At 36.7% G+C, this 22,906-nt stretch carries 23 protein-coding genes; 4 read left to right on the top strand and 19 right to left on the bottom strand.

Going from position 1 to position 22,906, the window contains the following annotated elements:
* Window positions 1-55: 55 nt before the first annotated feature.
* From F3D3_RS09670 to F3D3_RS09650, 5 genes are all read right to left on the bottom strand, one after another.
* Entirely contained in the window at window positions 56-895 is an 840-nt protein-coding gene (locus F3D3_RS09670) for a DegV family protein (protein ID WP_069873412.1), read from the bottom strand.
* A 156-nt stretch (window positions 896-1,051) separates the two neighbouring features.
* Complete coding sequence (locus F3D3_RS09665) at window positions 1,052-1,669, bottom strand: cyclodeaminase/cyclohydrolase family protein (RefSeq protein ID WP_069873410.1); 618 nt, start codon at window positions 1,667-1,669, stop codon at window positions 1,052-1,054.
* A gap of 32 nt (window positions 1,670-1,701) precedes the next feature.
* Window positions 1,702-2,973: an imidazolonepropionase gene (hutI, locus tag F3D3_RS09660; RefSeq protein ID WP_069873408.1), complete on the bottom strand. Its 1,272-nt coding sequence runs from the start codon at window positions 2,971-2,973 to the stop codon at window positions 1,702-1,704.
* A 3-nt stretch (window positions 2,974-2,976) separates the two neighbouring features.
* The gene (gene ftcD / locus F3D3_RS09655) at window positions 2,977-3,870 is read right to left on the bottom strand and encodes a glutamate formimidoyltransferase (protein WP_069873405.1); all 894 of its coding nucleotides are present in this window, start codon (window positions 3,868-3,870) and stop codon (window positions 2,977-2,979) included.
* A 64-nt stretch (window positions 3,871-3,934) separates the two neighbouring features.
* On the bottom strand, window positions 3,935-4,216 hold the full coding sequence (locus F3D3_RS09650; protein WP_069873403.1) for a DUF1294 domain-containing protein: 282 nt from the start codon (window positions 4,214-4,216) through the stop codon (window positions 3,935-3,937).
* A gap of 242 nt (window positions 4,217-4,458) precedes the next feature.
* Here F3D3_RS09650 and F3D3_RS09645 point away from each other — a divergent pair, with 242 nt between their 5' ends.
* Complete coding sequence (locus tag F3D3_RS09645; RefSeq protein WP_069873401.1) at window positions 4,459-5,133, top strand: MgtC/SapB family protein; 675 nt, start codon at window positions 4,459-4,461, stop codon at window positions 5,131-5,133.
* Between the two features lie 9 nt (window positions 5,134-5,142).
* Here F3D3_RS09645 and map read toward each other — a convergent pair whose 3' ends face one another.
* From map to asnS, 3 genes are all read right to left on the bottom strand, one after another.
* Window positions 5,143-5,895 (bottom strand): type I methionyl aminopeptidase, encoded by a 753-nt coding sequence (gene map, locus F3D3_RS09640; protein WP_069873399.1) that lies wholly within the window; start codon window positions 5,893-5,895, stop codon window positions 5,143-5,145.
* Window positions 5,896-5,965: 70 nt separating this feature from the next.
* Window positions 5,966-7,936, bottom strand: a complete 1,971-nt coding sequence (locus F3D3_RS09635; RefSeq protein ID WP_069873397.1) for a diguanylate cyclase — start codon at window positions 7,934-7,936, stop codon at window positions 5,966-5,968.
* Between the two features lie 255 nt (window positions 7,937-8,191).
* Window positions 8,192-9,583: an asparagine--tRNA ligase gene (asnS, locus tag F3D3_RS09630; RefSeq protein ID WP_069873395.1), complete on the bottom strand. Its 1,392-nt coding sequence runs from the start codon at window positions 9,581-9,583 to the stop codon at window positions 8,192-8,194.
* A 196-nt stretch (window positions 9,584-9,779) separates the two neighbouring features.
* On the opposite strand from asnS, the gene F3D3_RS09625 reads away from it, so the two are divergent.
* Window positions 9,780-10,958, top strand: a complete 1,179-nt coding sequence (locus tag F3D3_RS09625) for a GGDEF domain-containing protein (protein ID WP_069873393.1) — start codon at window positions 9,780-9,782, stop codon at window positions 10,956-10,958.
* A gap of 47 nt (window positions 10,959-11,005) precedes the next feature.
* On the opposite strand, the gene F3D3_RS09620 is transcribed toward F3D3_RS09625, so the two are convergent.
* The gene (locus tag F3D3_RS09620) at window positions 11,006-12,013 is read right to left on the bottom strand and encodes a hypothetical protein (RefSeq protein ID WP_069873391.1); all 1,008 of its coding nucleotides are present in this window, start codon (window positions 12,011-12,013) and stop codon (window positions 11,006-11,008) included.
* A gap of 145 nt (window positions 12,014-12,158) precedes the next feature.
* Between F3D3_RS09620 and greA the strand changes: the two genes are divergently transcribed.
* Both greA and F3D3_RS09610 read left to right on the top strand, forming a co-directional pair.
* The gene (gene greA / locus F3D3_RS09615) at window positions 12,159-12,620 is read left to right on the top strand and encodes a transcription elongation factor GreA (protein WP_069873389.1); all 462 of its coding nucleotides are present in this window, start codon (window positions 12,159-12,161) and stop codon (window positions 12,618-12,620) included.
* A 177-nt stretch (window positions 12,621-12,797) separates the two neighbouring features.
* On the top strand, window positions 12,798-13,292 hold the full coding sequence (locus tag F3D3_RS09610; protein WP_069873387.1) for a GAF domain-containing protein: 495 nt from the start codon (window positions 12,798-12,800) through the stop codon (window positions 13,290-13,292).
* A gap of 132 nt (window positions 13,293-13,424) precedes the next feature.
* Here the strand turns inward: F3D3_RS09610 and F3D3_RS09605 are convergent, their stop codons facing one another.
* The 10 genes from F3D3_RS09605 to F3D3_RS09560 all read right to left on the bottom strand — a co-directional run bounded on the left by F3D3_RS09605 (window position 13,425) and on the right by F3D3_RS09560 (window position 22,883).
* Window positions 13,425-14,384 carry a polyprenyl synthetase family protein gene (locus F3D3_RS09605; RefSeq protein WP_084388931.1) on the bottom strand — a complete coding sequence of 320 codons (960 nt, stop codon included), beginning with the start codon at window positions 14,382-14,384 and terminating at the stop codon, window positions 13,425-13,427.
* Window positions 14,385-14,405: 21 nt separating this feature from the next.
* Window positions 14,406-14,933 (bottom strand): Gx transporter family protein, encoded by a 528-nt coding sequence (locus tag F3D3_RS09600; RefSeq protein ID WP_069873385.1) that lies wholly within the window; start codon window positions 14,931-14,933, stop codon window positions 14,406-14,408.
* Window positions 14,934-14,936: 3 nt separating this feature from the next.
* Window positions 14,937-15,317, bottom strand: a complete 381-nt coding sequence (locus F3D3_RS09595) for a NusG domain II-containing protein (protein WP_069873383.1) — start codon at window positions 15,315-15,317, stop codon at window positions 14,937-14,939.
* A 98-nt stretch (window positions 15,318-15,415) separates the two neighbouring features.
* Complete coding sequence (locus F3D3_RS09590) at window positions 15,416-17,194, bottom strand: FAD-dependent oxidoreductase (protein ID WP_069873381.1); 1,779 nt, start codon at window positions 17,192-17,194, stop codon at window positions 15,416-15,418.
* A 169-nt stretch (window positions 17,195-17,363) separates the two neighbouring features.
* Window positions 17,364-18,170 carry a ZIP family metal transporter gene (locus F3D3_RS09585; RefSeq protein WP_069873379.1) on the bottom strand — a complete coding sequence of 269 codons (807 nt, stop codon included), beginning with the start codon at window positions 18,168-18,170 and terminating at the stop codon, window positions 17,364-17,366.
* A 119-nt stretch (window positions 18,171-18,289) separates the two neighbouring features.
* Window positions 18,290-19,690 (bottom strand): cobyrinate a,c-diamide synthase, encoded by a 1,401-nt coding sequence (locus F3D3_RS09580; protein ID WP_069873377.1) that lies wholly within the window; start codon window positions 19,688-19,690, stop codon window positions 18,290-18,292.
* A 17-nt stretch (window positions 19,691-19,707) separates the two neighbouring features.
* Window positions 19,708-20,430 carry an adenosylcobinamide-GDP ribazoletransferase gene (cobS, locus tag F3D3_RS09575; protein ID WP_069873375.1) on the bottom strand — a complete coding sequence of 241 codons (723 nt, stop codon included), beginning with the start codon at window positions 20,428-20,430 and terminating at the stop codon, window positions 19,708-19,710.
* Between the two features lie 13 nt (window positions 20,431-20,443).
* Entirely contained in the window at window positions 20,444-21,004 is a 561-nt protein-coding gene (gene cobU / locus F3D3_RS09570) for a bifunctional adenosylcobinamide kinase/adenosylcobinamide-phosphate guanylyltransferase (RefSeq protein WP_069873372.1), read from the bottom strand.
* A 49-nt stretch (window positions 21,005-21,053) separates the two neighbouring features.
* Complete coding sequence (locus F3D3_RS09565) at window positions 21,054-21,830, bottom strand: ABC transporter ATP-binding protein (RefSeq protein WP_069873370.1); 777 nt, start codon at window positions 21,828-21,830, stop codon at window positions 21,054-21,056.
* A 9-nt stretch (window positions 21,831-21,839) separates the two neighbouring features.
* Window positions 21,840-22,883 (bottom strand): iron ABC transporter permease, encoded by a 1,044-nt coding sequence (locus F3D3_RS09560; RefSeq protein ID WP_069873368.1) that lies wholly within the window; start codon window positions 22,881-22,883, stop codon window positions 21,840-21,842.
* Window positions 22,884-22,906: the final 23 nt, after the last annotated feature.

Raw genomic sequence — 22,906 nt, 5'->3', positions numbered from 1 at the left:
TTAGTGACTCTATTAGGATAAATTTTATCCTCTTATCTCTAAAATTAATTGCCGATCACAACGCGACGATAATTCCATTATTATCTGCATAAAGTGACGACAGCCCAGCGCATTTTAAATTAAAAATTTCTTCCACACCTGGGGTCTTATTTAAAGCTTCCACAATTTGATTTGCCCTCTCAAAATTGCCAACATGTGTAACTGCCACTATTTTCTTACCATTCTTAATGATTTCATCTTGAAGGATTTCAATTAATCTTTGATAAGCTTTATTAGAAGTTCTCACTTTTTCGCAAAGCTTTATTTCGCCATGCTCGTTCGCACCCATGATTGGCAATATTTTTAGTGTGGAAGCAATAATACCTTTCCACTTTGAAATCCGACCATTTTTGATTAAATTGTCCAATGATTCTGATATAAAGTATACATGTGTATCCTCAATGTACCGCTCTACAAGTTTTACAACTTCTTTAGGGTCACTGATTTGTTTTTTGACTTCATGAATTTTACGTGTCACAAGCGTTTCAGTGGCAGCAGCCCCTAACGAATCAAATACATGAATAAATTTTTTCCCTGGATTTTCACCTTCGTAAATATTTTTTGCAAGCATCGCACTATTATAAGTCCCACTGAGCTTAGACGAAATAGCGACTACATAGATTTCATCTGCTTCTCCATCAAAATGTGCCATAAAATCATTTGGCGATGGACACGCCGACTTGGGAAGACTTGATGAATGAACCATATCATCCACAAATTGGTCCACATTCAAAGAAGCATCATCCACATATTCAACGCCCTCTACATACAATTTAAAGGGCACTATGTCAACTGGATATCTATCTAAAAACGCTTGATCAATTTCATTACTACTATCAGCAATTACTTTATACATAACCTCAACTCCTATGATTTGTTTCACTAAATTTATCTTATAGACTCTCTTTATTATACGCCAGAAAGGTCAACATTACAAATGAAGCTAAAAAAAACCACACAAAAGTGTGGTTTAACTTGAGGAAAGCAGTATCCGCTCAGATTGATTTCTGCTTTATAACTCAGAAAGGCCTAATATATAGGTTTCTTTCTCCACAGCTAATTTTTCAAGTGCTTTTACCTTCTCCGTCGTAGTTTTAACGAAAGTTTCATCTTTAATTGAACTCAAGTTAATCTTGACGTTATAAAGTGCTGAAAGAATAGCCGTTCTTGCCATCATTGCAGAAACAAGTGCATCTGTTTGGGCATTTTTATTGCCCTTTTGAACCAATACTTCGATCAATTCAAATAATTCTGCTGTCTTTTCAGCGACTTCAAGTGGTACGCTGGCTGCATAAGCCATCCCCTCTTGGATCAGTCTACTTCTTTCCGCTTTTTCAGCATCGGTTTCTTTTGGAAGCTTATAGGCTTTCATGACCTTGTCAAATGAGTTGGCATCTTTATCAATCATCAATACAAATGCTTGTTTAAATGCACTCATTTTCTCCGCAATTACTTTCATTTCATCTGAAACATCTTCGTAATTTTTTTTACCAATCGTTAAATTGGCAACCATTGCTGATAACGCCGAAGCTAAGGCAGATGATAACGCCGCAATGCTGCCACCACCCGGCACTGGGTCGTTTGATTCTGTTTTATCAAGAAATTCTTGTAAATATAAGTCTTTTAACATGGTCTTCTCCTTTGTTAAGTTCATTATACTGATTATAACGGTTGATCATAATAGAGGTCAATGATTTTAACACCGTTTTTAATCACCTTTTCCACTGTGCTCACTGCAATATGGTAAGGTAAAAATTTATAAGATGGAAATTCATGAATAACCAAATCTGCACGTTTACCCACATCTATACTGCCAACTTGAGCTGCTCTTCCAAGTGCCGCAGCACCATTGATGGTAAGCGCCGTTATAGTTTCTTCAATGGTCATCCCCATTTGATTTGTTGCAAGTGCAATTAGAAGTGGAATGGATTCTGTAAAACAACTCCCAGGGTTAAAATCAGTTGCAAGTGCTACAATACATTCTGAATTTATCATATCTCTTGCTCTGGCATAGTCCTCTTTAAGACTAAAGGCTGTACAAGGTAGCAAAGTCGTTACAACACCAGCTTCTTGCATACTTCTAATCCCTTCATCTGAAGCTTGAAGCAAATGATCCGCCGATATCGCACCGAGCTCTGCCGCAAGTTCTGCCCCCCCCAATCTTACAATTTCATCTGCATGGATTTTGAGTTTAAGGCCTTTTGCCTTTGCCGCATTTAAAAAGCGTCTGCTCTGCTCAATTGAGAAGACATTCTCTTCACAAAATATATCCGCAAAAATCGCAAGCTTTTGTTCTACAACCACAGGCAAGACCGTTTCAATCATATAGTCAATAAATTCATCAGGCTTCTCTTTATGAGTCTTTGGGCGTGCATGAGGCCCTAAAAAGGTGGGCACAATATCGAGTGAATGGACTTCATTTAGGCGCTTCATCACTTCAAGCTGTTTGATCTCAGTATCAAGATCAAGGCCATACCCACTTTTCCCCTCCACAGTTGTCACACCAAATCTCGCCATACTGTTTAAGCGTTTAATGCCGACTGCATAAAGGTCTTCAAAAGAAGCATTTTTTGTACCTTCAACTGAATTTACAATGCCGCCACCCTTTGACATGATCTCCATGTAGCTCTGTCCTCTAAGACGCCAATCGTATTCATCTTGGCGATACCCACCAAAGATAAAATGTGTATGTGAATCCACAAAACCAGGCAAGACACATTTTCCAGTGGCATCAATGATTTCATACCCCATCTTTTCATAGTTTGCAAGATCGACCTTGTCTTTAGTGATGCTTTTAATCAACCCACCTTCAATAACAATGGAGGCATCATTTATAACCTTTAAATCATTCATTTCTGCCCCAGCTTTACCTTTAAACCCACTACAAGTTACAAGCTCAGCTGCACCCGAAATAATCATATTTCCCTTTTTCATCATTTACTCCATAATTCTTTTTTCTAAAACTTGCTCGTACGAAAAATCTTCGACACCAAGGTAGAATTCTGCTGTTCCAATTAAGGCATCCATTGGCACAAGTCCAATAATTTCACTGCCAACGATGCTAACGCCATATCTCATCGCTTCAATTTTGATGAGTTCAAACGCTCTATAAAGTGGTGTTTTGGTAAAATCAGTCATGTTCATAGAAACTTGTACAATACCTCTATCTTCAAGTTCAATACCGATTGCTTTACAATATCTTAAGCCACCGCTTAAATGTCTCACGTTTTTAGCAATTTTATTTGCAATCTCAATATCACTTGTATTCAAATTCACATTAAATGCAACAAGAGGCATTCTAGCACCTATTGCGGTAATGCCAGCAGTTTTATGAATAGCAACACCAAAATCTGGTTTCCACTCTTCTTCTTTTACCTTTTCGCCCATACCCTCAAATTGGCCTTTTCTAAGTTTTGCAAGGTTTTCTCTATGAGGTGCTGATGCTGATTTTTCATATAAGAAACTTGGCAATTCATAAGTTTCGTAAAGTGCCTGTGCAACACTTTTTGAAAGTTCAATACATTCATCCATCGTCACATTTTTAATTGGAATAAAGGGAATAACATCTACTGCTCCCATTCTAGGATGTTGACCTTCATGTTTCGTCATATCAATTAAGCGGATTGCAGTTCCTACAGCCTCAACAATTGCAGCTTTTAAAGGTTCTGGTTCTCCAACTAAAGTCACAACGACTCTATTGTGATCTTCATCATTGCTATAATCTAACAACTTAACGCCATTTTTTCCTCTAAATGCAGAAACGATTTGCTCAATTTTATCTAAATCTCTACCTTCACTAAAATTTGGTACACATTGAATTATTTTATTCATCTTATTGGCCTCCAAAATATTGATTAACACCAGTATATGAAATTGTCGTCTATTTAACGTCCACTCATAGCTTTGGAATATTCCATATAACATAAACGCATCCGCACCAATACAACAAAATTGTCAAAGGAATTATAATTCTAAAAGGACGCTTTGAAAGCTTATGCTTAAACAAAACCATTCCTATCAAACTGCCGATACCGCCACCAATTACAGACATACTCAGAAGTGTCACTTCACGTATGCGCCATTTTCCTTTAACGGCAAAAAACTTATCGAGTCCAAACATAACAAAACTCATCACATTAATGACGGTCAAAGCCACAATTACATACTTAAAATTCATGAAAATCTCCTTGATGATTTATTTTTCCTGATTATTACCCGTTTAAATAGAGCATAAATAATAGTATAATAAAGCTTATATGGTTAGGGTGTCAAAAGTCAGTTTCGCATTAACCCTCTACCCTATGCTTTATCGCGTACTTCTCGTAAACGATATCATAGGGTAGAGGGTTGCTCAACTTTTAGATTTGACACCCTAACCCTTATATTCTATTTTATAATTTTTTATTTTTGGGGGAAACTATGACATTAAATTTTGAATCCATCATCAAAATACTCTTTGCAACCTTTATCGGGGGCCTTATCGGCTTTGAGCGTGAAGTCATCAACCGACCCGCAGGGTTTAGAACACACATTTTAGTGTGTGTCGCTTCAGCCATCATAATGGATGTAAACCTTTTACTCGCGGCAACACATATCAACATGGATCCCACAAGACTTGGCGCTCAAGTCATCAGTGGAATCGGTTTTTTAGGCGCTGGAACAATTATCAAAGAAGGCGCCACTGTTAAAGGCTTAACCACAGCCGCCAGTCTGTGGTCTATCGCTTGCATTGGTTTGGTTGTAGGCGCAGGTTATTATCTAATAGCCCTTATCACAGCGGTTATTATGCTCATAACACTTAAAACTTTTTCACAAATCGAAAAAAAACTAACCCGAGCAAAGCGCTTATTCACTTTACTCATTTCAACAGATGATGCACCAGAACGCCTTGGTACGATTACATTAATCTTAGGAGAATACAATTGTCGCATAAACAAAGTGACACTCTCACATGAGGCTATAAACAATCACACCGTCATTGAGATTGATTATATTCCGCCTTATGGTATCAAAAACATTGATATTATTCACAAGTTAGAATCCTTGGTGGGTATTCTCAAAGTGGAACTCAAAAGATCAGAACAAGAAACCTAGAAAGCCATACTATACAGTCGTAATAATCGAACCTTCTTCTTGCACAATAATGGTATGCTCAAACTGAGCGACTAATCCGCCATCAACAGTCTTCAAAGCCCATCCATCGGTGGCTTCCCTTACCATGTTGGAACGATTGGAGATAAAGGTTTCAATGGCAAGTACTTCTCCAACCACAATTTTATCATTTTCACTTTTGCAGTAATAATTAGATATAGCTTGAGGCTTTTCATGCAAAGCTTTTCCAATCCCATGTCCCGTTAAATTCATAATCACTGTGAAACCATTTGCTTTAGCAGTCTCAAATATGGCTTTTCCAATATCATTGATTCGATTTCCCGGTTTTGCTGCAGATATCCCCGCCATCAGCGCTTCATAAGCAACCTGACACAGAGCCTCTTTCATTGATTGCGGCTCTGTTTTTTCACCCACGACGATGCTCTTACCCGTATCCGCATAAAACCCATCAAGGGTAGCCGAGACATCAATATTTAACAGATCACCTTCTGTTAATTGGTAATGACTTGGAATGCCGTGCGCTGCAGTCTGGTTCACACTAATACACGTATAGCCTGGGAAATCATAATCTACAATTGGGGCTGACATAGCGCCATATTGATTTAATATCGCCCCACCTATTTCGTCAAGCTCTTTTGTTGTCATACCCACTCTGACACTTTCAATCATAGTATCTCGCACTTCAGCCACTATTCTCCCAATATGCGCCAATGCCTCTTTTTCTGCTTCTGTCTTCGCTATCATAAACCGCCTCTATTCATAACCAACTTACTTTCACCAACTTACTTTCACCAACTTACAAAAATTACATTGCTCAAAGTTCATCTTTATCAACAGCATCTGTCTTACCTATCATGCTTACATAATTGACGACTTGATTTCTGCCGTTTTTCTTCCCATGATATAAAGCATCATCTGCCATCTTTAATATTTGTCTAATGTCGAAATCCGGTTCATATGACTTGAGTCCAATTGTCAAACTGATGTAAATCACGTGATCCGTCAAATCACTTTTAAAAGGATGTTGAGAGACCGCTCGCCTTATACGTTCCGCCACGATGACACCTTCTTCTTCAGTCGTATCTTGTAGCAATATGGTGAATTCTTCACCACCCCACCTTCCAACCACATCATAAGGTCTAGCCGATTTTTTTAACAGTAATACAAGCCCTGACAAGATTTCATCGCCAACCATATGACCGTACATATCATTCACATTTTTAAAGAAATCGATATCACAAATCAAAATGACGAAAGGCGTTTGTTTTCTCTTATAGAGATTCACACTTTGATCCAAGATTTCATACATCCCTCTTCTGTTAAAAGTCTGGGTTAGTAAATCCGTCTTAGATAAACCTTCTAGCTTGCTTTCCATCTCTATTCGATCAGTAATTTCATTGCCTGTTGTTGCAATATAATCAAGATTTCCAAAATCATCTCTGATGCCAAACATCGACAACGTGTACACATGCTCTTTTTTGTGTATATCTCTTAAAATCACATCTTTTTTTATGGAAAAGCCGTTTATGACTTCCTTAATCGCTTCGTCAATAAACAAATTCAAGTCTAAAGAATATGCCCACCACATTGCATTAGAAAAATATTGACCTCTTATATCTTCAATATTTCTACCAATCATATTTAGAGCTTGCTGGTTTGCATAGACAATATTCCCACTTGAATCTAAAATAACGGCATAGGCAGCGGATTGATCAAATACATATTTGAATTTTCTTTCACTTTTTTCCAAAGAGTCGTTGATATTAATCGTTTTAAAATAGAGGCTTAATATGATGATTATACCCAATAAAGAAATGATAATCGGCAGTATTTTACTCAATACAGTAATATAAAACGTCATTCTATTAACGATGACATACACCTCAAAAGGCACATCTGCCAGCGGAATAATCATAATGTAATAATCTCCATTGGTAAAAAGCTCATGTTTTCTTCTTTCAACTTCTTTTAAGTCGATACCATATTTGGAATTTAAATAAGCATCTGTTTCTTGATATTTGCCTTCAACGATGTTGTTGCTCGTTGCAATTACTTGGTCATATTCATTGATCAACACATAGTTCATCATTTCATTGGATTCAAACTTTAAAAGATCTGACAACCCTTCCAGTGTATAGTCAATTGATAAAGCACCTATAAACTGATCTTTTTTGTAAATTGGCATTGAGATAGTGATCATAGACCCTTTGCCTAATTGATCTTCATAGACTTTCGTGAATTTAACGTGTTTATTAGGATCCATTTGAGGTGAGACGATCTGAAAAAATTCAAAATCATAAGTCACTGGAATTATTGTATTCGCTTTGTGAGTTGTCTTCGGATAAATCGTAATAAAATTATTTTGAGACAAATAATAAAGCCATTCAATATTGGCTAAATTCTGTTTAATTTTAACAAATGAAGCTTCAAAGGTAAGAATATTAGCAATTTCATCTTTTACTTCTTGTTTGAGTTCTTTGTTTTCTGCAATTCCAATTAAGGAGACTGATTTTCCAAGTACTTCATAGTTCTCTCCCTCCTTGTATAAATTTTCTTTATATGCATACTGATGATCAGACATAATCCCCGTTATTTGACTGCCCAACAACTCAAGTTGTTGTATAGATGAAACCAAGAGTTCATCTAAATTTCGACTGATATAAACGCTTCTTAAATTAATTTCAGACATTTCTTGTACGTAAGCACTATTAAGTTGAATTACACTTGCTATAATCAATAATATAATCAGTATCATATTTACAAGACATTTATTATTACATTTCATATAGCTTCCCCCCACTTATTTATGCCCTTATTAATATATACACATTTTATGGCACATGAAATCATGCTTAAAAAAATAAATTAGGGTTAGAGTGTTAAAAGCCAGTTTCACACGAATCCAAATCTTACGCAACACTCATAGCACACTTAAAAAAAGGGGCACTACGTATAACTTATGAGTGAAGTTACGCGTAGTGCCCTTACAATTTGTTTTTATAGAGTTTACTGTTTCAAATCATATAGCACCGTATCTGGGTTAAAATTCTGCGCTTTTAACCGTTCTTGGGAAAGGCACGACATCTCTGATATTGCCCATCCCTGTTAGATACATAATCATGCGCTCAAAACCCAAGCCATAACCAGCATGTCTTGTACCGCCATATTTTCTCAACTCAAGGTACCACCAGTAGTCTTCTTCATTTAGGCCTAATTCACTAATTCTACTGAGCAGCACATCCATCCGTTCTTCTCTTTGTGAACCTCCGATTAACTCGCCAACACCTGGAACGAGAAGATCCATCGCCGCAACAGTCTTTTGATCATCATTTACTCTCATGTAAAAAGATTTAATGCCTTTGGGATAGTCAATGACGAACACAGGTCTCTTATAAACCTCTTCTGTCAAATAGCGTTCATGTTCAGTCTGTAAATCAGCGCCCCAGAAAATTGGATACTCAAATTCTACACCTGATTGTTTTAAAGCCTCCACGGCCTCTGTATAAGTTACTCTTCCAAAATCAGATGTTGCCACATGATTAAGGCGTTCTAATAAACCTTTATCAATTCTTGTGTTAAAAAACTCCATTTCTTCTGGGCAATGTGCCATAACATATGAAATTACATACTTCACCATATCTTCTGCCAATGTCATATTGTCCGTTAAATCGGCAAACGCAATTTCAGGTTCAATCATCCAAAACTCTGCCGCATGTCTTTTAGTATTAGAGTTCTCAGCCCTGAACGTCGGACCAAAGGTATAAACTTCTCTAAATGCAAGTGCAAATGTTTCGGCTTCTAATTGTCCACTCACAGTCAAATTCGTTTCTTTTCCAAAAAAATCTTCTGAATAATCTACAGCGCCGCCCTCAGTTCGAGGCACATCATTAAAATCTAAAGTCGTCACTTTGAACATTTCACCTGCGCCTTCAGCATCGCTTCCTGTTACAATTGGCGTGTGAACGTAGACGAACCCTCTGTCTTGAAAAAATTTATGAAAGGCATAAGCCGCAACTGATCTCACTCTAAATACAGCAGAAAAGGTATTACTCCTAGGTCTTAAATGTGCAATTGTACGTAAATATTCCATTGTGTGTCTCTTCTTTTGAAGTGGGTATTCTGGTGTTGAAAGTCCTTCTATGAAAATCTCAGATGCCTTTATTTCAAAAGCCTGCTTCGCATCAGGTGTTAAGATTAACGCCCCTTTTATGATAATTGCAGATGCTATAGAAAGCTTCGCGATCTCATCAAAATTTTCTAGGTTTTCTTCAAATACAATTTGTATATTCTTAAAAAAAGTGCCATCATTGAGTTCAATAAAGCCAAATGTTTTTGATGCTCTACTCGTCCTAATCCAGCCAGAAACTTGTATTGGTTTTCCAGTATACCGCTCTGGATCATTGTAAATTTCCCTTATTAATACTGATTTCATATTTTCCTCCATTTTTCTCGCTCTATACTACAAATTTAAAGGGTTCATTTTCTAAATACGCACCTTTTGTTCATTATTAATGGTTTTTATCATATAAATTATAATATATGCCATCCATTAAGTCAAAATATAACATTGATATTTTAAGACTTTTCTTATACTATTATCCTATATCATTTTTTACAGGAGGCATTAAATGGAGAGAATTAACATTTTACACGTAAGTGCTTCACTTTTCTTACTTTCTTATTTTTTCAACGTCTTTGTTTATAGAAGTAGTGATAAACTTGTCAAATCAAAATATTTTGATGTCATTCCGTTTATTGCGATCATTGGTATATCCAATTCTGCTCTACTGCTCAGTGATTTTTACGTTTATAAACTTGCCTTATTTATATATTTTTCAGTTCAAGCGCTATCTATGATTTTCACACGCGTCATTGAAAATAGTGTTCTTCACTTATTGGCATATATTTTAAGCATTGTCTTGCTCCTAATGGTTGGATTCAACCTCATGATTCCCATCCAATTTTTGAATATTTCTAATATATTGCTGATGGGAATCATCATACTCATTCAATTTCGGAATTACAATCATTATAAAACAGCTATGCACAAAGAAATATCTGAAATTTATCTGATCGCACTTATTGGCGTCATCATTTTAAGCTATGGACACACTTATTTTTTAATGAGTTTTGGTCTCTTAATTTATGCCGTGTTTCAGCTTTCCGAAATCTCCATATTGCTCAAATTTTACAAAATGTCGCGCGCTTCTATTGATGTTAGACTCGCTGATCTTGAGCGGAAGTTTGAAAGAACTGTTGAATTCGAAGCAAAAAAACGCACTTCTGTCATGGCAGATAAAGTTGAACATATCAAAGAAAGTTCTCAGAAAGATCCCATGACAAAAGCCTTAAATCGAAACGGACTTACCTCTGTTATCAATGATTTAATTAACGACAGTTCCGTTAAAATTTTCTCCATTGCCATGTTTGATATTGATAAATTCAAAACAATAAACGACACAAAAGGGCATATGGTCGGTGATGAGTGTCTTAAATACCTCTCCTATGCGTTTATGATCAACAATCGGAAAACGGATTTTTTAGGACGCTACGGCGGTGATGAATTCGTCTTTGTAATGCCTCATATCAATGCGCCTGGTGCACTTGAAATTTCAGAAAGAATGCGTATAGAAATTCAAAATAAGTCCGCACCAAAATTCACGATATCTATGGGCATTTCCACTTATCCTTACGATGGCAAGAATTTTTCTGCACTTATAGAAATCGCAGATCAAGGCTTATATGCGGCTAAAGAAGCTGGGAGAAATCAAGTGAAGTACAAAGGCAATGTATTTACTAAAGGATAAACCGACCCCGTTGTTGATATGCCTCAGATTATCAATAACGGGGTTTACTATTCAAAATCATAGATCATGAGCTGATCTCCATATATTTTCAAGGTATAAGTTACAGTATTTAAGATGGATTGATCATTCCCCAGATCGTACAATTCTACAACCTCTATCGTACTTAAATCGCCTACCGTTGTCTTCGATTTAACTTTAAATTTCATAAAATTAAACGTGCCAACGTCAACAAACTTTAAATTGTCAATTTTTTCGCTTGCAGGTGATTCTGGCATTATATAATCCAACAAATTATCGGTTTCCAACTTTATCTTCTTTTCGTAATTTTGATTGAATCCCAAAATCAGATCGTGTTCTACTGGCGTTACATTCACCTCATTGATGTCGGCAAAAGCGTTTTCTTCATTCGAATTTTCCTTGATTTTACTTTCAGATCTCGGCAAACCGATTTTTTTACCTTCTTCCAAATGAAATCCACTTATTGCTTTTACATCTTTGTATGCCACTTCTTTTATAAAATCAGTCACCCCGAACTTCTTTTTAAAAAACCGTGTTTCAACGTAGCCATTAGCAGTATACCGAACCTTTATTTCATCACTTGTATCATTCACCTCAAATATTTCAGCAGTCATTTTCACCGTTTTATCATTGAACATAACCGCATTAAATGTCCAAGTATGCCCCACTTCAAGTGGCAAACGCAATAATTCGATTTCTTTAAAATCAGAATCATTGAGTCTATTATTGTTGAGGGTTTGAAGTATCATTTGATCTGTAATCAAAAATTGATAGTTAAATGCGTAATCAATATAAGTCTTTCCAATGGACGTATCTTTGATTTCTCCAGACGCTTCAATCCTATATTGCTTATCAAGCGCTGTGCTTTCTATCTTTTGAATTTCATGGTAGTATTGTCCTTCTCCATAATAGCGCGCCGGTTCAGAAACCATATAGGATAAGAGATCCGGATCATAACCCATTTGTTCATTTGAATGATTACACGCTGTACAAATTAATAAACTCATTAGGATCATTAATCCCCATCTTATACGCATCTATTGCCCTCTTTTAAATTTGAATTAAAATGCTCATTCTATTATATCAAAAAAAATAATGCCTGTAAAAAAAAATGTAATTTACAAACAACCTGTAATTTGATACTATATAATATGTTCAAACTATTTTAGGGGAGATGGCGGTATGAAGAAAACTTTATTAACTGAAGCTGCACTTATTAAATTACAAAAAGAATACGATGAACTTATACTCAAAAGACATGAGATTTCAGAAGAAATCAAACAAGCTAGAGGGTTTGGGGATCTATCTGAAAATGCAGAATATCATGCAGCGAGAGAAGCTCAATCTCATAATGAAACTGAAATACTTAAACTTAAGGAAATTCTTGATAGTTATGAATTAGTTCAAGCGTCTACAGAGAAAGATGCTGTAAGTATCAATTCTACTGTAAAGATTAAATATTTAGACACAAAAGAGGTTGAAACTATTGAGATTGTGACTAAAATTGAATCCGATCCACTCGATTCTAAAATTTCTAACGAATCTCCTATTGGAAATGCACTCATGGGGAAAAGAGCTGGTGCTCAGGTTGAATTCATGTCACCAAACGGCGCTGTCAGCATCGAAATTCTAGAAGTAATTTAATCATTTAAACTAAAAAAGCATCTGCAAAAGCAGCTGCTTTTTTTGGATTAAAGATATTCATTAGTTTTTTTAAGCGTATACTCAGTCCGCTTCGCTACCTTTGTAACCTTGCACAATCCTATCGGATTGCATTCAGTGGGCGTTTAGTATAACCAAAAACAATAGGAGGGATTATATATGGCTTGTATCTATCCGAGTGATCATCAAGAACCGGAACTACTATATCCTTATATTTTAGAGAACATTAAATCATTTTTGGAAGGCGAAACCGATTGGGTAGCTAATGCTGCCAATGCTGCTGCGACTGTAGGCTTTCTACTGCACGACTTAAACTGGGTTGGGTTTTACCTCATGAAAGACAATCAACTCAAATTAGGGCCATTTTGGGGCAAACCTGCGGTAACTACAATTAAAATTGGCGAAGGCGTTTGTGGCACGAGTGCCGAAACCCAAAAGACCATAGTCGTAAAAGATGTGCATCAATTTCCAGGACATATTGCCTGTGATCTCTTTTCAAATAGTGAAATCGTTCTGCCCTTATTCAAAGACAATCAACTCATTGGTGTCCTTGATATTGATAGCCCTGAAATTGGGCGTTTCAGTGAAACCGATCAAATCTATTTAGAAGAAATTGCACACTATCTCTCAAAGACAATTTTATGGCCAAAATAAGATAAAAGAAATCCTTAATTTAAAAAACACACGCTGTAATCATGACATAGAGTTATGATTACAGCGTGTGTTTTTTTATGCCACTGCAGGCAATCATTCAGAATACCTGTAGTCCTTTTAAGATAAGCTACTTTAATAATCACGCTCCAATAAGTGTTTCGAAAACTGCCTTAAAACCTTTTTTGCATGACAAGGTTCTAATGAATCAATTCGCACAAACGCACGTTGTGTGTATTTTTTTGCTAAACGCTTTGCAGACGTCAATCCATTATTTAGTCTGACAAAATCGATTAAATCGGCTTTAGAATAGTCTTCTAAATTAACCTTCTTTTCTTTTAGTGCAAATAGAATTGGAATCGTAAAATAACCGTTTTTAAAATCCAAAAGCGTACTTTTTCCAATTTTCTGTTGATTTTCATCAAAATCTAAAAGATCATCGATAATCTGAAAAGCCATCCCAATCTCATAACCGATCCGCCCTAACTGCTTCGCTAGTTTTTCATCGCAGTCACTCTCAAGGGCGCCAACATATAAACTCACAGCAAAAAGCGCTGCTGTTTTACCCGAGATCACTTTTAGATAATTTTTAATGCTCAGCGCTTTAAATCTATTTTGGTACTGTATGATTTCACTTTCGCATATTTTTGAAATTGCTTGAGAAAGCTGTCTTACATTGCTGGGATCAAAATGCTCATCGTTTAGAATACCAATGGATTTTGCCAGTAAATAATCCCCTGTATAGACTGCCATATTTTTACCATATTTGCTTTGTATTGAAGGTTTACGCCGTCTTAACTTTGCTTCATCAATAATATCATCATGTACTAGAGTGGCCATATGCAATATTTCCACTGCTCCAGCAAGTTTTTGTATTTTCTCTGCCTCATAATGACCAAACTGTGCACTGAGCAATACGAGAAACGGTCTAAGCATTTTGCCTTCATTGTGCATCACATCTTCAATTATGCTCTGAACCTCTATAAACTTAGAACGGGTCTGCGAATTAATGCGGTATTTCACCCTTTTTAATTCATTTTGTAAAAAATGATAAAGTGCTTCTATATCTTCTTCAACTTCCAAATTAAAGGACATTTTACCCCCTTTAGTTCTAATTTATCTGATAAAATTTGTTTTCTCTAAATACTGAATTAAGGCTTTTGCAACAAGTCCTACAAAGATTCCCGTCGGCACTGCTACAATTAACAAAAAAGGCAAATAAGTTAATATAAGCACATTATGAATAATAAGCGCTGCAACCATTAATTGCCCCACATTATGTGAAATAGAACCGATGATGCTAACACTGATTAAGCTCATCTCATTTTTAAAAACTTTTAATAAACCGGCCATCGCCATTAGACTCAAAACACCGCCTGACAGACTATACAAAAAACTCGAAATGGACCCAAATGTCACTGCAGTCAATAAAACTCTTAATAAAACAACTGCGGCCGACGCTCTAAAGTTCAAAAAATAAACTGCCGTTAATGTGACTATATTTGCAAGTCCCAATTTAGCGCCAGGCACTATAAAGGGAATGGGAAGCATTTTTTCTATATACCCTAGTACCATGCCTTGTGCCACTAAGACTGAAATTAGAACTAATTTTCTTGTATCTATAGATTTATTTACTTTACGCATTCGCTACTCCACTATATCGTCTATTTCACTTAGGTTTTCATTCGAGACAATTTCAACTGTGAATTTGTGCGGCAAACATACAATTATTTCACCTGGTTTAGAAATCGAGCCCGTCTTTACACAAATCAAATCTTGACAGTTAGCCTCGGATAACGAGACCAATCCCTTTTCAATTTGAACCACATTTATTTCACCTTCGACATCTAAGACATAAGTTTCTCTCGTCAAATCATCAAAAGGGTATTCCTTTACAACAACCCCCCTATGCTTGATAATGACCCTAAGATCATCCCCGACATCTTTCTTCATAAAATTAATAATTCCATAAGAAACTACACCTAATAACAAAACAATTACGATTAAAATCACATCGTTTTTTTTCATTTAATATGCATCCTTTTGTACTTGAATCGTTAGAAAATCGTATTTGCAAAGCAAATACGATTTAGTATTAATACGTCATAATCATATCCCCAATAATCTTAGTGAAAATAGAGATATGATTTTTTCGCAATCGCTGTACGTTTCCACCCTCTTTTAAGCGGCGGTAAGACATAGTAGTCACATCCAAAAGTACTTCCTGCCCCAGCGATCATAGCAATCCCACCAAAGAAATACCAAAGTATAGACGCATCAGACATACCCGTCAAGGTAATTGCCACAGTCATTCCAGTCGTTGCAATTGCAGATATAAAAGTAAATAAGCCCACTATGAGCATCAACCCAAATGCAATTTCAGCAAAAACCATCATCGTTTGAAAAACAACTGCATGTGGCGCAATCAGCTTATCAATCATCCACTGTACAATACCAGGCACTTCTTTTAATAAAGGCTCTGCATAAGTTGCGCCTTCAGCGACTTGTTCTGTTGCCTGACTTACTGCATCAGAAGCAATCATTTTAGCGCTCACTAACCAACCCTCATTAATTTTATTAACACCTTCAATCACCCACATAAAACCTAAAAACATTCTAAGTGGCACTAACCAAAAATTAGGTGATGCTTTTGAAAAATGACCGCCTAAGAAAGAACGGTTATTTTTAATATGAAAAAATTCATGTCTCCAATATTCAAAGAGCTGAGCAACACCACTCACTGTAAATAAATAATAGAAATTGACTAAATGCTTGACAAGCATTGAGAAAAATCCGGATAATTTTAAACCATTATTATCAGATACGCAATATCTAGATCCAACCGATACCATGAATCCATGATAAACTTGCTTATGAGGCTGAAGCGGTTTCTCATTAATTAAATTGGCAATATTTTCAGCTGCTGTATGACCTGATTGTTCAGCCGCTTCAACAATTTGAGGTAATAATCCATCTGCATCTTCATAATGTGTATTGTCCCCTGCTACAAAGACGTTTGCATATTCAGCGGTTTGCATATATTCATTTACATCAACTCTACCTGCTCTGCCCGCTTTAAGGCCCAATGAACCGACAAAATTGTTCACTTTTATACCAGCACCCCAAATCAAAGTATTACAAGCGATTACACGGCCGTCTTTTAGCTCAAATTTGTCGGGCATTACATTCACAATAGCTGCATCTTTTAACAGAGTAACCCCTAATCTTTTAAATCTTCTTTCAACTTTTTTAACTTGTCGATCGTCTTCTAAAGTATTTAAAATTCTCGAAGTGGCCTCAATATTATAAATTGTAACCTCATCTTGATTAATGCCGTATTTCTCAGAAAGATGTTTTTTGGCCTCTCCGAGTTCACCTGCCATTTCAACACCAGTAAACCCGCCACCGACAACTGCAAAAGTAAGCATTTGACGTCTTGTTTCTTCATCGTCCTCAATGGCTGCCAATTGAAACATTTTCTCAACCTGATGTCTAATTTTCATCGCATCATCATATGACCACAATGTATACGCATACGTCTCAATCCCTGGAATTCCAAAAGAATTCGTACTTGAACCAAAGGCAATAATTAAATAATCAAAATCAAAAACTTTTCTTGTTGTACTGACCTTCTTTTGCTCAAAATCAATTTTTTCAACTTCATCCGTGACGATATTGACCTTTCTTCCGCTAAAGATTGCTCTTAAGTCAATGCGTATTGAATCGGGTTCCGTCCTATGACCTGCTACTTCATGTAGTTCTGTCATAAGCGTGTGGTAAGGCAGTTTATCGATCAAAGTAATCTCAACAGCTTCATTTTGTTTAAAAATCTTATGAAGCGTTTTCCCTGCCTTAACCCCGGCGTATCCTCCACCTAAAATTAAAACTTTTTTAGTATTTGACATATCTTCCCTCATTTCTTTTTGATTAACGCTGATATCTTTTTAACAATTGATGTCTCTAAACGTTATCCAATTTTATATTTCTTTTCCTCAATACCTATTATATCAAAAATACATCTCAAAGGAAATATACCCTTGAGATGTATTTTTAGACATCCTATCTCATCATCACTTAACCGAGCGCTACATCTAAGAGCATCATTACAGTAAAACCAACCATGGCACCCATAGTTGCAAGATCCGTATTTTTTTCCCGTTGGGATTCAGGAATTAATTCCTCCACAACAACAAATATCATTGCACCAGCCGCAAATGAAAGTGCATAGGGTAAAATAGAATGCATAGACACCACTAGTAATGCCCCTATTACACCTGCAATCGGTTCAACAATGCCCGATGCCTGCCCATACAAAAATGCTTTTCTTCGGGTAAAACCTTCTCTTCTAAGCGGTACAGAAACCGCTGCACCCTCAGGAAAATTCTGAATGCCAATTCCAATGGCAAGTGCAATAGCGCCGCCTAAAGTCGCTTCAGGTAAACCAACAGCCAGTGCTCCAAATGCAACCCCTACAGCTAGTCCTTCAGGTATATTATGAAGGGTTATTGCAAGGACGAGCAAAACACTTCTCTGCCAACTGGTCTTTACACCTTCAGCTTCTTCCATCGGAAATCCACTATGAAGATGAGGCAATATCTTATCAATTAAAAAAAGAAATATACCGCCACTCATAAAACCAACAACAGCTGGAACCCAAGGAATTTGACCACTGCGTTCCGCCATTTCAATAGCGGGATTAAGGAGCGACCAGAAACTAGCTGCAATCATTACACCCGCCGCAAAACCAAGCATAATATCAAGTACTTTTCGATTAATTTCTTTAAAGAAAAAAACAATACCAGCGCCTAACGCCGTAAGAAACCAAGTAAAAAGAGTTGCGAGCAACGCTTGTAAAACCGGTGAATTTTTAATAATATCCATATTGACCCCCTGCATATAATTGTGCGTATACTTATTTTACTGTCATTTTTAAGAATTCATATAAGAACTCATCATGTTTATGCCCTAATAAGCAATCATTAAACAGAGAATTGAGAATGTTACAATTTGTTAACAGTCCATAAATCTATTAAGAACACTAAAAACTCAAGATTACTGTAAAAATGATTATGTGCATATGTGGCCAATGTGTTTTCTTTAAAATACCCACATTGCCAAGTATTAGAGCCTTTCGACGCTTCGATAATTCTTGTGATAGGCTGATGTGTCACTAGAATAGATTTATGAAATTCGTGTGCTCTGTATGTGATCTCATAAGCTTTACCAAGCTTTTCACTGGCATCTAGCGTCAATTTGATATGCGTGTGACCAAAGCGTTGAAGTTTTTTTGTCATCAATGTATTGGCATCCAAAAAACCCACCATCTCAAAGGGCCACCCCTCTAAATCTTCAATAAGATCCGTGAGATACATCAGTCCACCACATTCAGCATAACATGGCATTCCGGCTTCTAGCTTTAAAAAAAGTTGTTCTCTAAAAGTTTGATTTGCACTTAATTGAGCCGCAAAAACCTCTGGATAACCGCCTCCGAAGTAAAGCGCATCTATGCGTTCAGGTAAGTATTCATCATACATCGGTGAAAAATACTTAATTTTAATACCAAGCCCCTCTAAAGTCTCTAAATTTTCATCATAATAAAATGAAAACGCTTGATCTTTAGCAACACCAAGCGTTAAAGAACCTCTAAGTGTTAAAGTCTGTTTGATCTCAGACAATAAAGAGTCTACTTCTGGAGGTGTATGGTATACCCTTTCAACATATTCAAAATCTGAATACAGCGCGTCCAAATTTACTGTTTTTTCAAGTTGTTCAGCAATCAGATCTACCTTAGAGTTCAAATCCGCAATTTCATCCGCTTGCAACAACCCTAAATGTCTACTTTCGATTACCACGGCATTATTGTTAGGTAAATAGCCATAACATTTTATCGGTGTATGTTTCTCAATTGCAGCTTTCAACATCTTATAATGTGACTCCGAGTTGACTTGATTTAAAATGACGCCCTTGATCTTTGTTGGCGTTTTAAACTCAGCAAATCCCTTCACAATTGCAGCGGCGCTAAGAGACATACTGCTGGCATTAAAAACGAGCAGTGCCGATACATCCAATAAATCGGCAAGATATGCCGTGCTCCCTTCAAAGCCTTCTACACTATGACCATCGTAATATCCCATAACCCCTTCAATGATTGAAATATCTGCGTTTTCATTTCTTTTATTGAATAAGTATTGAATCGTCTCATCTGACACCATCCACAGTGGCAGGTTGTAAGATGACGTTCCTAAAACTTTTCTGTGAAACATTGGGTCTATATAATCTGGTCCAGTCTTAAAGGGTTGAACCACTAAACCTCTTTTCATAAAGGCCCGCATTAACCCTATAGAAATTGTTGTTTTCCCAGAGCCGCTTGATGCGCCCGCAATAATCATACCTTTTCTCATTCAATAAATCCTCACTTTTAATATACTATTACTGATAGCAGAAGGAAAATCATTTGACATACTTCTACAACAAACCCCACAGTATCTCCTGTCATGCCTCCAATTTTACCCTGTATCCATTTCATCAATAAAAAAGCAAAAACAAATGTTACGCTAACGATTATAAGGCCTTCAATGCCAAGAGCAATAAAGGCAATCACCAAATTTACCAATAAAATTTCAATCGATGTTTGAGGATTATGGTAGTCAATCAGTATGGTCCCCATCCCTGGAGACACTCTCGCATAATGACTATAACCCGCTGTAAATGCCGCTGCACTTTTTCCAACAAAAGGCATTAATACAATAAAGATCGGCATGAGCTCTGATGCACATTGGTAAAACACTAAAAAATAGAGTATTAGGCCTATCACACCAAAACTTCCAATCCTAGAATCCTTCATGATCTCTAGCATGCGCTCTTTTTCCCTGCCACTGAATAACCCATCCATGGCATCTGCTAATCCATCTAAATGAATGCCACCACTTAAAAATAGATAAAACAATATCACAAAGATACTTTTAATACCTTGTGAAGTTCCGTTTAACAGCCAAAGCGGTAAAGCTGAGATCACACCAATGATAAGCCCAATATAGGGAAAGTACTTTATGCTTCTTTCATAGAGCGCATCAGAATACGCGACTTTATGCCCTACTGGAATCCTTGTAAAAAAAGATAACATTAACAAAAAAGCTTTCATACCTGCCTGCCTCCTATTTGATTTTCATAGGAATTCCAGACACCGTAAAATATACGGCATCTGCTTCTGAAGCAATCTTCTGATTAATTCGACCGGCGATATCTCTAAAAAAATTACCCATTTTATAAAAGGGCACAAGACCTAGGCCAACTTCATTAGAAACAATCACTATGTTCAAATTACGTTTGCGAACTGTGGCGATTAACTGATCCACCTCGTCTTGAATTTTAAGTTCCAATTCATTGACAAAATCCATGTCCACCATTTCAAAATCAACCTTTGGTGCCATCATCAAATTCGTCACCATAACTGTAATGCAATCGAAAATAATGCCATCAGCTGCCTTGACTTCAGCCATATCAAAGTGCTGATCAAAGTCTTTATAAGCTTCAATAGTCGTCCACGTCTTCGGTCTACTTTCTTTGTGCTTCTTAATTCGATCCTTCATCCCCTCATCAAAAGGAATCGCCGTTGCAATGTATATGATATTTTCGCCAAAACTTTTTACGGTTTGTTCTGCAAATGTACTCTTTCCACTTCGAGCACCACCTGTTATAAATATGATTTGACTCATTCGACCTCCTGAAATGCTGTTTTATTCCTTTCAAGTCTACGCACTTTGATCAAAGGGGTATGATCATTGGATTTTCAAATTGATCTATTTTCACAATTGCTACATCCACTTCATATACCTTTTTGATATTTTCTTTTGTCATTACCTCAAAAGGTTTTCCAATTTCCACAATCTCACCATGATTCATCAATATAATATAATCTGAAAAGCGCGTTGCCAGATTGATATCATGTAACGTGGTGATAATTGTAAGATGGTTCTCTACATTAAGGGCTTTACATAGCTTTAAAATCTCTAATTGATACTTGATATCTAAGTGAGATATCGGTTCATCTAAAAGCAATATTTGTGGTTCTTGAGTCAGCGCTCTTGCAATCATCACCCGTTGCCGTTCTCCACCACTTATGCCCTTAATGGTCTTATGCTTTAAGTGCAGCGTAGAGGTTTTCTTCATAGATTCTGTGGCAATGGCAATGTCTTCAAGGGACTCAGATTGAAATTTTTTAATGTATGGAAATCGTCCCATTAGCACTACATCTTCCACATTAAAATCAAATTCAGTGCTTGCACTTTGATGTACCACAGCCATTTCCTTAGCGAGTTCTTTACTCTTAAAGCGCTCAACGAGTTGATCGCTTATGACGATCTGACCTTCATAAGGTTTTAAAAGGTGGCACACATTTTTTAACAATGTCGTCTTGCCGGAGCCATTAGGCCCTAAAATACTGACAAAACTGCCCTTAGGCACATGGAGATTGATGTATTTTAAAACATCATCTTCATCGTATTTAAACTTTAAGTTTTCTATTTGAATCGCTGCAACCATGTTGCCCTCCTATACCATATTCTTTTTATTCTTGCTCAACAAATATAAAAAGAACGGTCCACCAAATACCGCCGTTATGATACCAACCGGCACTTCCATATTTGGGACTAAACTTCGAGCCAAAGTATCCGAAATCGTTAGGAATATAGCCCCCCCAAAAAAAGATACCGGCAAAAGCGTACGGTGGTCTGCACCAAAAACAATTCTAAATAAATGCGGTATAATCAGACCTACAAATCCAATAATACCACTTACCGCAACAGAAAATGCGATAAGAAAAGATGAATAAATCAATATGAGCTTTTTCGTAAGTTCCACATTGACGCCCATATTCTTAGCATCCTCTTCACCCATGACAATTGCATTTAAATCTCTTGCCTTTAACATCAATAATACAAAACCGATGAGTGATGGCAATACTATTTTTGCGATTTGATCCCATGATGCGCCATTAAAACTCCCCATCGTCCATGTGACAATCCTCGCAATATCATCTTGATTTATGATCATCACCAGCGAAATAATGGATGTTAGCAGAGAATTCATCACAATTCCAGCGAGCAGAATACTTGTCGTCGAAATTCTAGTGCCCACTCTTGCAAGCGAATAGACAATAAAAACGGTCCCGAGCGCCCCTAGAAACGCCAAAGTCGAAATGGTCCCAAATCCAAATAAATTTGTTGTCAACCCAAATGCGATTCCCATAGTGGCACCAAAAGCAGCCCCTGATGAAACACCCATGACAAATGGATCTGCCATTGGATTTTTAAAAATTGCTTGAAATGAAGCACCCACTATTGACAATACGCCACCGACGATACTCGCCATAACGATTCTAGGAAGTCTAATATTTTCAATGATAAAAATGTGTGATCCTTTAATATCACTGATATCATTTGGATAATTTAGACGATGAACAAAAACGCGAAAAACATCACTTACAGGGATCTTAACAGATCCCTGAGTGATGGCAAATAAACTCACGAACACCAATATACAAAGTAGAATCCCAATATACAATCGATTCCATTTTCTTCTCTCAATAAAGTTCATATTTTTTACCTATAGAATTTGAA

The sequence above is a fragment of the Fusibacter sp. 3D3 genome (assembly GCF_001748365.1).
Classification (GTDB): domain Bacteria; phylum Bacillota; class Clostridia; order Peptostreptococcales; family Acidaminobacteraceae; genus Fusibacter_A.
This window is presented reverse-complemented; position numbering and strand designations above follow the sequence as displayed.